Source organism: Metabacillus litoralis, assembly GCF_003667825.1.
Classification (GTDB): domain Bacteria; phylum Bacillota; class Bacilli; order Bacillales; family Bacillaceae; genus Metabacillus; species Metabacillus litoralis_B.
The window spans coordinates 4268616-4283152 of sequence record NZ_CP033043.1; the positions used below are offsets into that span (position 1 = coordinate 4268616).

The window sequence follows — 14537 nt, forward strand, 5'->3', positions numbered from 1 at the left end:
GCTAATTTGAAGTTAACTCGTGGTAGGGTTCTTTGTTCTGAAGCATATGATAGACAATCGTAAGCATTCGGTGTCCTATGGCAACGAGTGCTTTTTTCTTTCCTCTTCTCGCAGCCAACGACCAATATTTGATTCCCAACCTTTTATTACGACTCCTTGAAACAGCCCATGCAGCTTCGCACAATGCAGATTTAATATGTGGATTTCCTCTAACTGTTCGTGTACTTTTTCTTTTTCCTGCACTTTCATGATTTCCAGGTGATAATCCTGCCCATGAAGCGAGATGTTTAGAAGTTGGAAACTGTCCCATATCTACACCAATTTCTGCAAGGATGACTGCAGCTGTATCTTTTTTAATACCCGGCATTGTGATTAAAAGTTGAACTTCTTCCTGATAGTCTAGTAAGATTTCATCGATCCTTTTCTCAATATCGGATATTAACGTTTCTAGATAAGTAATATGCATCCAGGATTGTTGGATTAGAAAAAGTTGATGATCATTTAATGTACCGAATAAAGAATCAGTAATCAATTGTTTTTTATGAGCCATTCTTCCATGTATCTTTTTCTCAACTTCTTCCTGATCAATAAAACCTTCAGATATTAATTGTTCCAAGAGTTTCCTTCCTGAAACACCAAAAACATCTGAAATAACAGTACTTAATTTTATGTTTGAAGTCTCTAACACTTTTTGAATTCGGTTCTTCTCAGATGTCATATGCCCAATCCATTTCTTTCTAAGTCGAGTCAAATCTCGTAAATTTCGAAAGTCTTCTGGAGGGACAAAGCTTTTCTCTATTAGTCCATGTCTTAATAATTTAGCTATCCATTCTGCGTCCGAAACATCTGTCTTCCTACCGGGAACGTTTTTAATCCTTTGTGCATTAGCCAAAGTAATATCAAAAAAATCTTCTAAGATGTTGTAAACTGGTTTCCAATAAACTCCCGTACTCTCCATCGCAATGTGAGTGACTTCTTTTTCTTCTAACCATTTAAGCAGACGAAATAAATCCTTCGTTAATGTTGGGAAAGTTTCAATTACTCTTTCCAATTCAGCTTCTGAATCACCTAGTAATACACAAGCCACAATGGTTTCTGAGTGAACATCCAAACCAGCACAACGTTTGTGTAAAGTTTCCACCTTATTCACCTTCATAAAATTATTCCACAGACAGTGGAATGAATTTGAAATTAAACATTTTTCTGTTCGTAGTCATCCTAGACATAGGGAGCTAACAATGGGTTGTACACCAAATTCATTCCAACAGTTTTTTGTACAGGGTCGAACCACCAATAAAGACCACGTTATATACTCACTGTTTGCGGTATCAACATTATGGGATGAGAACTCTATTTTCATTCCTGGGTTGAGAGCGAAAGATCATGAATGTTTTTTGTGTAGTAAAAGGTAATAAAATCGAAGATTTGAAATAGAGAGATAGAGACTAAATAAGACTACTAGCCTGAGGCTTGGGAGAAGCAAGAAGGTCAAGGAAGCGCAGGGAGTGAAGACCGGAATGTGCGGTTTTGGTACATGAGAATTTGAACGAACAAACTGACGCGGAGATTCGCCGCTTATCGCAAGCCGATAGTTCGAACGCGGAAGTTAAGCTCTTGCGCCAATGGTAGTTGGGGGTTTTCCCCTGTGAGAGTAGGACGTCGCCAAGTAAGATGGAGAAAAGATCAGTAGAGATGCTGATCTTTTTTTGTGTAGTTATAAAATGAAATGTTGAAGGTTGTAGAAATTTGTAAAATCGAAGATAAAACTTTAATAATCGAAGATAAAGTATTCAGAATCGAAGATAAAACTTCCATAATCGTAGATAAAGTACTCAGAATCGAAGATAAACATATAAACCACATCTAAATTGTCTATGGAAGTGAACCTGTAGCTCTAGTCTTAAGTAGAAGACCTGTGTTTACATAGTAATCACAAACCAAATATAGCTAAAAGTTTCAAAATAACAAAGAAAACTCTGTAGAAAACAAAAAGAAGAGTATACCACAATGAATATGCCTTACATCTATTCATTATTGCTTATCTTATCAACTTTATTTCTAACCGACATTATTCTACAAAATCCGGGAAGTGACAGGCACCACCCCCACCCCCCAACTCTTCTTCTAAAAAAATAAGTGTTTGAAAACTATCTTTTGAGTATATATATAATAGAACAACTTATATGTCTTATTAAACTAGGGGAAATGCATATGTTTGAGTTTTTTAGTCAAGAGGATTATACGATGTTTTCTCGTATCCTTATTGCAGCTCTTTTATGTGGGGTTATAGGGTTAGAACGGGAGTTTAAAAATCATCCTGCGGGGTTTCGAACACATTTGTTAGTAGGAATAGGATCATGTCTCATGATGATATTGTCTTTGTATGGTTTTGAGCATTATCTTCAGGATCATAAAACAGTGCAATTCGATCCGTCACGGATTCCATCTTATGTGATTAGTGGCATAGGTTTTTTAGGTGGAGGAACAATTCTAGTAAAAGGTGCAACGGTTAGAGGATTAACAACAGCTGCTTCTATCTGGATTGTAGCTGGATTAGGTTTAATTATCGGCTCGGGAATGTATATTCTGGCATTTTTTACAACGATTATTGTCTTAATGTGCCTAATTTTTTTAAATAGATTAGAGAAGTATATGTATGTAAAAAAAACGAGAAGAAAAATGAAGGTTGTTGTAAATTCAACTAAATCTTCAATTGATGAAGTGATTCAGCGTCTTTCGACATATAGCATTAAGACAAATAGTATTGTGATGACATCAAGTCGAAAGGACCGAGAAGGGAATGTAACTTTTTATTATCAGTTAGATATTAATATTAACATTCATTCAATAGGGTATGAAAAGCTGGAGCTTGTAATGAAGGAAATCAAGGAAGTAGAAAAAATCTTTTAAATAAGGTTTCACCTCTTGCTATTTTGGCAATATTTAAAATGAAACAGAAGAGTTGAAAAATTTTTCTGTTCGTTTTATATTTAGATTATAGTCAAATATAGTCAAAGTCAGTGAGGGGGAGGTTGAGTGAGAAATATTTCAGACATTATTGAACAGTATTTAAAAAAAGTGCTGGACAGTAGTGGGAAAGAAATTGTTGAAATTAAACGGAGTGAAATAGCTGATCAATTTCAATGTGTGCCTTCACAGATAAACTATGTTATAAACACAAGATTTACGATTGAAAGAGGTTATCTCGTAGAAAGTAAGCGTGGTGGAGGAGGCTATATTAGAATTATTAAAGTTCATGCTGAAACTCAAGCACACTTACTTGATCAATTATTAGCTTTAATTAATAATCGCCTCTCACAAGCAGCTGCAGAGGATATCATTAGTCGGCTTGTAACAGAAGAGGTTATATCTCCTCGAGAAGCAAAGCTGATGATGAGTGTTATAGATCGTTCAGTCTTATATATCGACCTTCCTCATAGGGATGAGTTAAGGGCAAGAATGGTGAAAGCCATGTTAACTTCATTGAAATATAAGTGAAAGTAGGGGAGACGGATGATTTGCCAGGAATGTAATGAAAGACCGGCAACGTTTCACTTTACAAAAGTGATTAATGGTGAGAAAACAGAAGTTCATATATGTGAGCACTGTGCAAAAGAAAATAGTGAATTTTTTATGTTTAATTCAAGCTCAGGATTCTCGTTAAACAGCCTGTTAACAGGTTTACTAAATATGGAGCATGGCTTTGCAAAAGCAGAGGAGCAGAATGTGTTTAAAACAGAAAGTGTTCCTCAATGTGATCGATGTAAAATGACTTTCCAGGATTTTAAGAAATCTGGTAGGTTTGGTTGCTCCAATTGTTACCCAACTTTTAAAAATTATATTGCACCGATTCTAAGACGAGTTCATGGTGGCAACACAGAACATTCCGGGAAAATCCCTAAGAGAATTGGTGGAGATATTCATATAAGGAAAAAAATTGACGATTTAAAAGAGAAAATCAGAAGTTTTATTAGTCAAGAAGAGTTTGAACAAGCTGCTTTAGTGAGAGATGAGATTCGCTCACTCGAAAAAAAATTAAGTAGCTTTGATGAGGAGGGATTTTAGATGTCACTCCAGAACTTTATGAATAAGGCAATGAGTGCTTGGATGAGTCAGGAAGGGCCTGATTCAGACATTGTATTAAGCAGCCGAATTCGTTTAGCACGAAATATAAATCAATACAAATTCCCAACTCTCTCTACAAATGAGGAAGCACAGGAAGTTCTAAATTTCTTTGAAAACACATATGCAAATAAAACATTCAAAAAATTAGGCCAATTAGAGCTTTTAAAAATGAATGATTTGCAAGCAATTCAAAAAAGGGTCCTCGTAGAAAAGCATTTAATAAGTCCTAACTTAGCTGACCGCTCTGAATATGGAGGTTGTTTGCTTTCAGAAAATGAAGAGGTAAGCATCATGTTAAATGAAGAGGATCATATTCGAATTCAATGCTTATATCCTGGATTTCAGCTGGAAGAAGCCTTACATACAGCGAATCAGCTGGATGATTGGATTGAGGAAGAAGTTGATTATGCCTTCGATGAACAAAGAGGCTATTTAACAAGCTGTCCTACCAATGTAGGAACAGGGCTTAGGGCATCAGTGATGATGCATCTCCCAGCGTTAGTTATCACTCAAAAGATTAATCGAATTATCCCGGCAATTAATCAGCTTGGCTTGGTTGTAAGAGGAATATATGGAGAAGGTAGTGAAGCAGTAGGAAATCTTTTTCAAATATCAAACCAAATTACATTAGGTAAGTCAGAGAAGGATATTGTAGAAGATCTGGTTAGTGTTGTACAACAACTAATTGAGCAGGAAAGATCTACTCGTGAAGCTTTATATCAGTCATCACACACTCAGTTAGAAGACAGGGTTTACCGTTCCTTTGGAACTTTGGTATACAGCCGAATCATAGAATCTAACGAGACAGCAAAATGCTTATCTGATGTTAGATTAGGTATTGATTTACGAATTATTAAAGATATTTCCCGTACTATCTTAAATGAACTGATGATATTAACACAGCCTGGATTTTTGCAGCAGTATTTTGGCGGACCATTACGTCCAAATGAGAGAGATATTCGTCGAGCTGCACTCATTAGAGAGCGGTTAAACCTAGAAATGGATCGTAATAAACGGATGGAGGATGATGAATTATGATGTTTGGAAGATTTACAGAACGCGCGCAAAAAGTACTGGCTTTAGCACAAGAGGAAGCAGTTCGATTAGGACATAATAATATTGGAACAGAGCATATTCTTCTAGGTCTTGTTAGTGAAGGCGAAGGTATCGCTGCTAAAGCTTTATTAGCATTAGGTCTAGGTCCAGATAAAATTCAAAAAGAAGTAGAAGGATTGATTGGTAGAGGTCAAGATGCCTCACAAACTATTCACTATACACCAAGAGCAAAAAAGGTCATTGAGCTATCAATGGACGAAGCAAGAAAGCTGGGACATTCTTATGTCGGAACAGAACATATTCTCCTAGGTCTTATTCGTGAGGGAGAAGGGGTAGCTGCACGAGTACTTAATAATTTAGGTGTGAGTTTAAACAAAGCAAGACAACAGGTTCTTCAATTATTAGGAAGCAACGAATCTTCAGCAAACCATCAAGGTGGAGGCATTACGAATGCAAATACACCTACTTTGGATAGTCTTGCACGTGATTTAACGGCGATTGCTAGAGAAGGAAGCTTAGATCCTGTAATTGGTAGAAGTAAAGAAATTCAGCGTGTTATTGAAGTGTTGAGTAGACGTACGAAAAACAACCCTGTATTAATTGGGGAGCCAGGTGTTGGTAAAACGGCCATTGCTGAAGGCTTGGCTCAACAAATTGTCCAAAATGAAGTACCTGAAATTTTACGTGATAAGCGTGTTATGACGTTAGATATGGGAACAGTTGTTGCAGGGACAAAATATCGTGGTGAATTTGAAGATCGTCTGAAAAAGGTAATGGATGAAATTCGCCAAGCGGGTAATATCATTCTCTTTATTGATGAGTTACACACATTAATCGGTGCTGGTGGTGCAGAAGGAGCTATTGATGCTTCAAATATTCTTAAGCCGTCATTAGCTCGTGGTGAGCTTCAATGTATTGGTGCAACAACACTTGATGAATATAGAAAATATATTGAAAAAGATGCCGCATTAGAGCGTAGATTCCAGCCAATTCAAGTCGATGAACCTTCTGTTGATGAGAGTGTTCAAATTTTAAAAGGTTTACGTGATCGTTATGAGGCACATCATAGAGTATCAATTACAGATGAAGCGATTGATGCTGCTGTTAAATTATCAGATCGTTATATTTCTGATCGTTTCCTTCCAGACAAAGCGATTGATTTAATTGATGAAGCAGGTTCAAAGGTTCGCTTACGTTCTTTTACTACACCACCTAATTTAAAAGAGCTTGAACATAAGCTTGAGGAAATCCGTAAAGAAAAAGATGCCTCTGTTCAAAGCCAAGAGTTTGAAAAAGCAGCATCTTTACGTGATACAGAGCAACGTTTACGTGAGCAGCTAGAGGAAACGAAAAAAACGTGGAAAGAAAAACAAGGTCAAGAAAATACTGAAGTGACAGTTGAAGATATTGCAATGGTTGTTTCTAGTTGGACTGGTGTCCCAGTTTCGAAGTTGGCACAAACAGAAACTGACAAACTGTTAAACATGGAAAACATCCTTCATTCAAGAGTAGTGGGTCAAGAAGAAGCGGTAGTTGCTGTTGCAAAAGCGGTACGCCGTGCACGTGCTGGCTTAAAGGATCCAAAACGTCCAATCGGTTCATTCATCTTCTTAGGACCAACGGGTGTAGGTAAAACTGAGTTAGCTCGCGCTCTTGCAGAATCGATCTTTGGTGATGAGGATGCGATGATTCGTATTGATATGTCTGAATATATGGAGAAGCATTCAACATCACGACTGGTTGGTTCACCTCCAGGATATGTAGGCTATGATGAAGGTGGTCAGTTAACAGAGAAGGTTAGAAGAAAGCCTTACTCAGTTGTCCTTTTAGATGAGATTGAAAAAGCCCACCCTGATGTGTTTAATATTTTACTACAAGTATTAGAAGACGGAAGATTAACTGATTCTAAAGGGCGTACTGTAGACTTTAGAAATACGATTTTAATCATGACTTCTAACGTTGGAGCTAGTGAACTAAAACGCAATAAATATGTTGGCTTTAATATCCAAGATGAAACACAAAACTATAAAGACATGAAAGATAAGGTAATGAATGAGCTAAAACGTGCATTCCGTCCTGAGTTCATCAACCGTATTGATGAAATCATTGTCTTCCATTCTTTAGAGAAAAAGCATTTAAAAGAAATCGTTTCGCTTATGTCTGATCAATTAACGAAACGTTTAAAAGAACAAGATCTTTCATTAGAATTAACAGAATCTGCGAAAGAGAAAATTGCTGATGAGGGAATTGACTTAGAATATGGTGCAAGACCATTACGTCGTTCGATTCAAAAGAATGTGGAAGACCGTCTTTCTGAAGAGCTGTTAAAAGGTACAATTGATAAAGGCCAAAAAATTATTCTTGATGTGGAAAATGGCGAGTTTGTTGTGAAGACAGCTGAAAAAGAAGAAGTGAAATCTAATTAAATAAAGAATGTTTAGAGGCATACGATTTTAATTGTGTGCCTCACTTTCTTTTTTCTCCTATGGATAATACTACGGACATTGGGAATAAGAATAATCCCCCTTTTGCCCGTCTGATAAGAATTAAACGTAATTTTCGAAAAGATTTCCCTTTAGAGCACTTTCAGTTTTATATAATTAAGGATAAGTATCATAATTAACTTGTCTATTTGGTAATCTAATAAGAGAGGAACAATTTTATGGCAAAAGCAAAGGTAAAGTTTATTTGTCAAACCTGTGGCTATGAATCACCGAAGTGGATGGGGAAATGCCCAGGTTGTGGTGAATGGAATACAATGTCAGAAGAAGTATTAAAGTCTGGGTCACCTCGAAGGGCTGTTTTTGCTCATTCCAATCAAACGGTACAAAAACCCTCGCCGATAACAAAAATTGAAACAACCCAAGAACCAAGAATATTTACAAACCTTAAAGAATTTAACCGTGTACTCGGAAGTGGTATTGTGAAGGGATCTTTAGTTTTAATTGGTGGTGATCCTGGTATTGGGAAATCAACACTGCTATTACAAGTATCCTCTCAATTAGCTGATAACGGTCATGATGTTTTATATATATCTGGTGAAGAATCAGTTAAACAAACGAAATTAAGGGCAGATCGCTTAGGAGTAAAATCTAATAAATTATTAGTTTTATCTGAAACAGACTTAAGCTTTATTTCAAAAGCAATCGATGAAACAAACCCAGCCTTTGTAGTGGTCGATTCGATTCAAACTGTTTATCATAGTGAAATAAGCTCTGCTCCGGGTAGTGTATCTCAAGTGAGAGAATCAACAGCTGAATTAATGAGAATAGCCAAAACAAAGGGTATTGCGGTATTCATTGTTGGTCATGTAACGAAAGAGGGATCAATTGCAGGGCCAAGGCTATTAGAGCATATGGTTGATACAGTCCTCTATTTTGAAGGAGAAAGACATCATACGTATCGAATATTACGTGCTGTAAAAAACCGCTTTGGGTCTACAAATGAGATGGGAATTTTCGAAATGAAAGAAGCTGGTTTAGAAGAGGTGCAAAACCCATCAGAGATTTTTCTAGAAGAAAGGTCTAAGGGTGCAGCAGGTTCAACAGTTGTTGCCTCAATGGAGGGTACCAGATCAGTGCTTGTTGAAATTCAGGCTCTTATCTCTCCGACCAGTTTTGGAAATCCAAGGAGAATGGCAACTGGAATAGATCATAATCGAGTGCCATTGTTAATGGCTGTTTTAGAGAAACGTGTTGGTCTTCTTTTGCAAAACCAGGATGCATATTTAAAGGTTGCCGGAGGCGTAAAGCTTGATGAACCTGCTATTGATTTAGCTGTTGCTGTTAGTATTGCTTCTAGCTTTAAGGATGCGCCACCAAAACCGACTGACGTTATTATTGGGGAAGTGGGGTTAACAGGTGAGGTTCGTAGAGTGTCGAGAATTGAACAAAGAGTGATTGAAGCTGCAAAGCTAGGTTTTAAGAGGGCGGTCATTCCACATGCAAATATAGGCGGTTGGAATCCACCAGATGATATAGAAATTATAGGAGTAAAAAATGTAGCAGAGGCCCTCCAAAAAACATTAGGGGGATCATAAATGACAGATATAGAGAGTAAGTCAGGCGAAAAGACATTAAATGAAATTTTGCAGTTTGTAGCGCCTGGAACACCTATTAGAGAAGGGATAGAAAATGTACTTCGAGCAAAAACAGGCGGGTTAATCGTTGTAGGTCATAATGACAAGGTAAAGGAAGTAATTGATGGAGGCTTTACAATTGAATGTCCATTTTCATCTGCTCACTTATATGAGCTTGCGAAAATGGATGGAGCTATCATCTTAAGTGATTCAGGTAATAAAATTATGTATGCAAATGCTCAACTTGTTCCTGACCCTACTATCTATTCCTCTGAAACTGGAATGAGACATCGCACAGCTGAGCGTGTAGCGAAACAAACGGGTAATTTAGTCATTGCCATTTCTCAAAGAAGAAATGTGATCACCCTGTATCATGGAGAGCTCAGATATGCGTTAAGGGATATAGGTGTTATCTTAACAAAGGCAAATCAAGCCATTCAAACATTAGAAAAATATAAAATTGTGTTAGATCAATCAATCATGACGCTAGGTGCACTTGAATTAGAAGAGCTAGTAACATTTAAAGAAGTCCTTCAAGTACTTCACAGGTTTGAGATGGTTCTAAGAATTAAGGATGAAATAAATGATTATGTGAATGAACTTGGAGCTGAAGGACATCTGATTCGCTTGCAGTTAGCGGAACTTTTGACAGGGTTAGAAGAAGAAGCGGCTCTCTTAATTAAGGATTATGCTGTTGATAAGTCAGTTGATCCTTACCCAGTCATTAAACAGCTTCAAGACTTATCGAGCTTTGAGCTATTGGAAGATTCCGTTCTGTTTAAATTATTAGGCTATTCTTCTTTTACAAATATAGACAGTCCAGTTATTTCACGTGGTTATCGCATTTTAAATAAAATTCCGAGACTGCCTACAATCATTATTGAAAATTTAGTGACAACATATAAAAATTTGAAACTTATTATGAAGGCATCCGTAGAACAGTTAGACGAGGTAGAAGGGATTGGTGAGGTCAGAGCGAAAAAAATAAAAGAGGGATTAAAGAGATTGCAAGACCAACTTCTAATTGATCGTCATATATAAGAAGATTTCATGAAAATTTTACGATTACTGTTTTAATTTCTGTAAAATAGGGTATATTAAAATTGTTTTTTAATGTATGTGTTTTTGGGTCATAGTCAAGATTACAGACATGTATCAATCTATTTACATTTTGATTTATCTATTTCACAAGTCAGCAAATTAGGATAAAGTAGTAATAATTAAAAAGGAGGTGAAGGTATGTTAATTAAACGCATAATCCAACTATTTTTTCTAAGTGTAGGTGGGATGTTAGGAATCCTATTTATGCCACAACTACTTGAATTAATGAATATGCAGGACATACCTTTTATTAATACACCTTATACGCTAGCAGTACTAGGTGCAATCATATTCTTTGTGGCAACATTTTGGTTGGTCGATTATGTTGTGAATTGGATCAGGGTCTTAGAAGAAGCTGTTGTAAAAGCCCCTGTTACAGATGTTTTATTTGGTAGTCTAGGATTAATATTTGGTCTTATAGTTGCTTTTCTTATTGTTATCCCTTTAAATACGATCCAGTACCAAGTCTTTAACACCATTATTCCAATATTTTTAACGCTTCTGCTTGGATACTTAGGTTTTCAAGTAGGATTTAAGAAACGAGACGAACTAATTAATGTTTTTACCGTTCAAAATAAAATAGGCAAGAAAAAAGGAATGTCTGATGACGAGGTTGAAACTGAAGATAAAAAGCTTAAAATATTGGACACGAGTGTCATTATAGATGGGCGAATTGCGGATATCTGTCAAACAGGATTTCTAGAAGGAACAATCGTTATCCCTCAGTTTGTTCTAGAAGAACTACAGCATATTGCGGATTCTTCTGATGTATTAAAACGAAATCGTGGAAGAAGAGGTCTTGATATCTTAAACCGTATTCAAAAAGAGCTTTCTATAAATGTAGAAATTTATGAAGGTGATTTTGAGGAAATACAAGAGGTAGATAGTAAACTCGTTAAGCTTGCAAAACTCACATCTGGTGTTGTTGTGACAAATGATTTTAACCTAAATAAGGTATGTGAATTACAAAAGGTTCATGTTTTGAATATTAATGATTTGGCAAATGCGGTTAAGCCTGTTGTGTTACCTGGTGAAGAAATGAATGTTCAGGTCATTAAGGATGGGAAAGAGCATAATCAAGGTGTTGCCTATCTAGACGATGGAACAATGATTGTAGTTGAGGATGGTCGAAATTACATTGGAAAGCATATCGATGTGCTTGTAACAAGTGTTCTTCAGACTTCGGCTGGAAGAATGATCTTTGCAAAACCCAAGCTATTAGAAAAAGCATTATAATATACCTCAGCCCATGAAGCATTTAACTCTATGTCTCATGGGCTGTTTTACATATAGAGAGGAATCTTTTATTATGATGTTATACTGAATTATTGAAGGAGTAACTCCAATGAATTATCAAGTCATAATACCTGCTGCTGGTCAGGGGAAACGGATGAATGCAGGTAAGAATAAGCAGTTTATTGAACTAGAACAGATTCCAATTATTATACATACACTAAAGGTTTTTGAAGAACATTCCTATTGCAAGGGTATTATATTAGTAATCAATGATGCAGAAAAGGCTGATTTTCAACAGCTGATAAAAAAATACCGTATATCCAAAATCAAACATTTAGTATCTGGTGGACAAGAGCGCCAATACAGTGTTTATAATGGGCTAAAGGCTGTGGAAGAGGGAGATTTAGTTCTTGTGCATGATGGAGCAAGACCTTTTCTTACTCATGAAAGTATAGAGGCACTCTTGTCAAAAACAATCCTAACCGGTGCGGCAACACTTGCTGTACCAGTTAAAGATACAATAAAGAGAGCGAAAGATGGAGTGGTAGTCGAAACAGTTGAACGTTCTTCACTTTGGTCAATCCAAACTCCACAAGCGTTCCATTTACCAATTATTTTAGAAGCACATGAAAAAGCAGTGAGAGAAAACTTTCTGGGAACAGATGATGCTAGTCTTCTAGAAAGAGTAGACCAAGCGGTTTCAATCGTTGCTGGTGAATATACGAATATTAAAATAACAACACCCGAGGACCTTTACATAGCAGAAGCAATTTTGTCGAAGAGAAAGATGTAAATTTCATAGTGTCTATTAGGTTATAGAAAGTGGGAATAATAATGATAAGAGTTGGACAAGGTTTTGATGTACATCAATTAGTGGAAGGTCGCCCATTGATCATTGGAGGAATTGAGATTCCGTACGAAAAGGGGTTATTAGGTCATTCAGATGCTGATGTATTATTACATACTGTTGCAGATGCTTGCTTAGGTGCAATAGGTGAAGGGGATATTGGGAAACACTTCCCTGATACAGATCCCACTTTTAAAGATGCGGATTCTGCAAGGTTATTAAAACATGTGTGGGAGATTGTGAAAAATAAAGGGTATGAACTAGGCAATATTGATTGTACAATCATTGCGCAAAAGCCAAAAATGGCTCCATATATTGAAGATATGAGAAATAGGATTGCTGAATTATTAGAAGCTGATGTATCACAAGTGAATGTAAAAGCAACAACAACTGAAAAATTAGGTTTTACAGGTAGACAAGAGGGGATTGCTTCAATGGCAACAGTCCTTATTCAGCAGCGTACATAGCATAAATTAGTTTGTTTATTTATTTTGTATCTGCTTTATTTTGATGGTAAAATTAGGTCTGGTCTTATACGTTATTCATAATTTTACATAAGGGTTATTACTAAGGGTTGCTTGTATTTCTAAGCAGCTTGGAAACAAAGAGTCAAAAAGACGGAGGTACCAGAGATGACAAAGGAAGTTAGAGTTCGTTATGCACCAAGTCCAACTGGACATTTACATATCGGAAATGCAAGAACAGCATTATTTAATTATTTATTCGCTAAAAATCAAGGTGGAAAATTTATTATCCGTATTGAAGATACTGATAAGAAACGTAATATTGCTGGTGGAGAAGAAAGTCAATTAAAGTACTTAAAATGGTTAGGAATTGATTGGGATGAAAGTATTGATGTTGGAGGAGAATATGGTCCATATCGCCAATCAGAGAGAAATGATATTTACAAGAAATATTACGAAGAGCTTCTAGACAAAGGTTTAGCTTATAAATGTTATTGTACAGAAGAAGAGCTGGAAAAAGAACGCGAAGAACAAATGGCGAGAGGTGAAACACCTCAGTATTCAGGTAAGCATGCTAACTTAACAAAAGAAGAACAAAATGAATTAGAATCACAAGGGCTTCAAGCAAGCATTCGTTTTCGAGTACCTGCTAATAAAGAGTACCGTTTTAATGACATGGTAAAAGGTGATATTTCCTTTGAGTCAGAAGGAATGGGTGACTTTGTTATTGTGAAGAAGGACGGAACACCTACTTATAATTTTGCAGTAGCTGTTGATGACCACTTAATGGGGATTTCACATGTACTAAGAGGGGAAGACCATATTTCTAATACGCCAAAGCAATTGATGATTTATGAAGCGTTTGGCTGGGATATTCCTGTATTCGGTCATATGACATTAATCGTAAATGAAAATCGCAAAAAATTAAGTAAACGTGATGAATCAATCATTCAATTTATTGAGCAATATGAAGAGCTTGGTTATCTACCAGAAGCATTATTTAATTTTATTTCATTACTTGGTTGGTCACCGGGCGGAGAAGAAGAGGTATTTACAAAGGATCAATTAATTGAAATCTTTGATGCGAATCGTCTTTCTAAATCTCCAGCTGTCTTTGATACACATAAATTAGCTTGGATGAATAATCAATATATTAAGCAACTAGATCTTGAAAAATTAATTCCACTTTGCTTGCCGCATTTAATTAAAGCGGGGAAAGTGTCGGAAAACATGAGCGATGAAGAACAGGAAAGAACTCATCAATTAATTGCGCTCTATCAAGAACAATTGAACTTTGGAGCAGAAATTGTTGATTTAACGGAGCTTTTCTTTAAAGAAGAGATTTCTTATGGAGAGGAAGCCAAGGATGTTCTTGCAGGAGAGCAAGTTCCTGAAGTTTTATCAGCATTTGTCAGTGAAATCAATCAAAGCGATGAATTTTCAGCTGATACAGTGAAAACAATGATAAAGGCTGTCCAGAAAGCAACAGGACAAAAAGGGAAAAATTTATTTATGCCGATTCGTGTAGCGATAACAGGTCAAACACATGGCCCAGATTTGCCAAAATCGATTGCGGTTTTAGGGAAATCTACCGTTTTAGCTAGATTACAAAATGTAATTAGTTGAGTTC

At 36.4% G+C, this 14537-nt stretch carries 12 protein-coding genes; 11 read left to right on the forward strand and 1 reads right to left on the reverse strand.

Features of this window, described 5'->3' with window-relative positions; translation table 11 throughout:
* Position 1: 1 nt before the first annotated feature.
* A complete protein-coding gene (locus D9842_RS20815) occupies positions 2 to 1141 on the reverse strand; it encodes an IS110 family RNA-guided transposase (RefSeq protein ID WP_121664156.1) in 1140 nt (379 codons plus the stop codon).
* 1070 nt (positions 1142 to 2211) lie between these two features.
* Between D9842_RS20815 and D9842_RS20820 the strand changes: the two genes are divergently transcribed.
* The 11 genes from D9842_RS20820 to gltX all read left to right on the forward strand — a co-directional run bounded on the left by D9842_RS20820 (position 2212) and on the right by gltX (position 14533).
* Positions 2212 to 2910: an MgtC/SapB family protein gene (locus D9842_RS20820; RefSeq protein ID WP_162987523.1), complete on the forward strand. Its 699-nt coding sequence runs from the start codon at positions 2212 to 2214 to the stop codon at positions 2908 to 2910.
* A 126-nt stretch (positions 2911 to 3036) separates the two neighbouring features.
* Positions 3037 to 3498, forward strand: a complete 462-nt coding sequence (locus D9842_RS20825; protein ID WP_121664157.1) for a CtsR family transcriptional regulator — start codon at positions 3037 to 3039, stop codon at positions 3496 to 3498.
* A gap of 15 nt (positions 3499 to 3513) precedes the next feature.
* Entirely contained in the window at positions 3514 to 4065 is a 552-nt protein-coding gene (locus D9842_RS20830; protein ID WP_121664158.1) for a protein-arginine kinase activator protein McsA, read from the forward strand.
* On the forward strand, positions 4066 to 5163 hold the full coding sequence (locus tag D9842_RS20835; RefSeq protein WP_121664159.1) for a protein-arginine kinase McsB: 1098 nt from the start codon (positions 4066 to 4068) through the stop codon (positions 5161 to 5163).
* The gene (gene clpC, locus D9842_RS20840; protein ID WP_121664160.1) at positions 5160 to 7607 is read left to right on the forward strand and encodes an ATP-dependent protease ATP-binding subunit ClpC; all 2448 of its coding nucleotides are present in this window, start codon (positions 5160 to 5162) and stop codon (positions 7605 to 7607) included. Before D9842_RS20835 ends, clpC begins: the two co-directional genes overlap by 4 nt.
* Before the next feature lie 236 nt (positions 7608 to 7843).
* The gene (radA, locus tag D9842_RS20845) at positions 7844 to 9220 is read left to right on the forward strand and encodes a DNA repair protein RadA (protein ID WP_121664161.1); all 1377 of its coding nucleotides are present in this window, start codon (positions 7844 to 7846) and stop codon (positions 9218 to 9220) included.
* Complete coding sequence (disA, locus tag D9842_RS20850) at positions 9221 to 10300, forward strand: DNA integrity scanning diadenylate cyclase DisA (protein WP_121664162.1); 1080 nt, start codon at positions 9221 to 9223, stop codon at positions 10298 to 10300.
* 198 nt (positions 10301 to 10498) lie between these two features.
* Positions 10499 to 11596 carry a PIN/TRAM domain-containing protein gene (locus D9842_RS20855; protein ID WP_121664163.1) on the forward strand — a complete coding sequence of 366 codons (1098 nt, stop codon included), beginning with the start codon at positions 10499 to 10501 and terminating at the stop codon, positions 11594 to 11596.
* Positions 11597 to 11705: 109 nt separating this feature from the next.
* Positions 11706 to 12389 carry a 2-C-methyl-D-erythritol 4-phosphate cytidylyltransferase gene (gene ispD / locus D9842_RS20860; protein ID WP_121664164.1) on the forward strand — a complete coding sequence of 228 codons (684 nt, stop codon included), beginning with the start codon at positions 11706 to 11708 and terminating at the stop codon, positions 12387 to 12389.
* Positions 12390 to 12430: 41 nt separating this feature from the next.
* Positions 12431 to 12910 carry a 2-C-methyl-D-erythritol 2,4-cyclodiphosphate synthase gene (ispF, locus tag D9842_RS20865; protein ID WP_121664165.1) on the forward strand — a complete coding sequence of 160 codons (480 nt, stop codon included), beginning with the start codon at positions 12431 to 12433 and terminating at the stop codon, positions 12908 to 12910.
* 165 nt (positions 12911 to 13075) lie between these two features.
* The gene (gene gltX, locus D9842_RS20870) at positions 13076 to 14533 is read left to right on the forward strand and encodes a glutamate--tRNA ligase (protein WP_121664166.1); all 1458 of its coding nucleotides are present in this window, start codon (positions 13076 to 13078) and stop codon (positions 14531 to 14533) included.
* Positions 14534 to 14537: the final 4 nt, after the last annotated feature.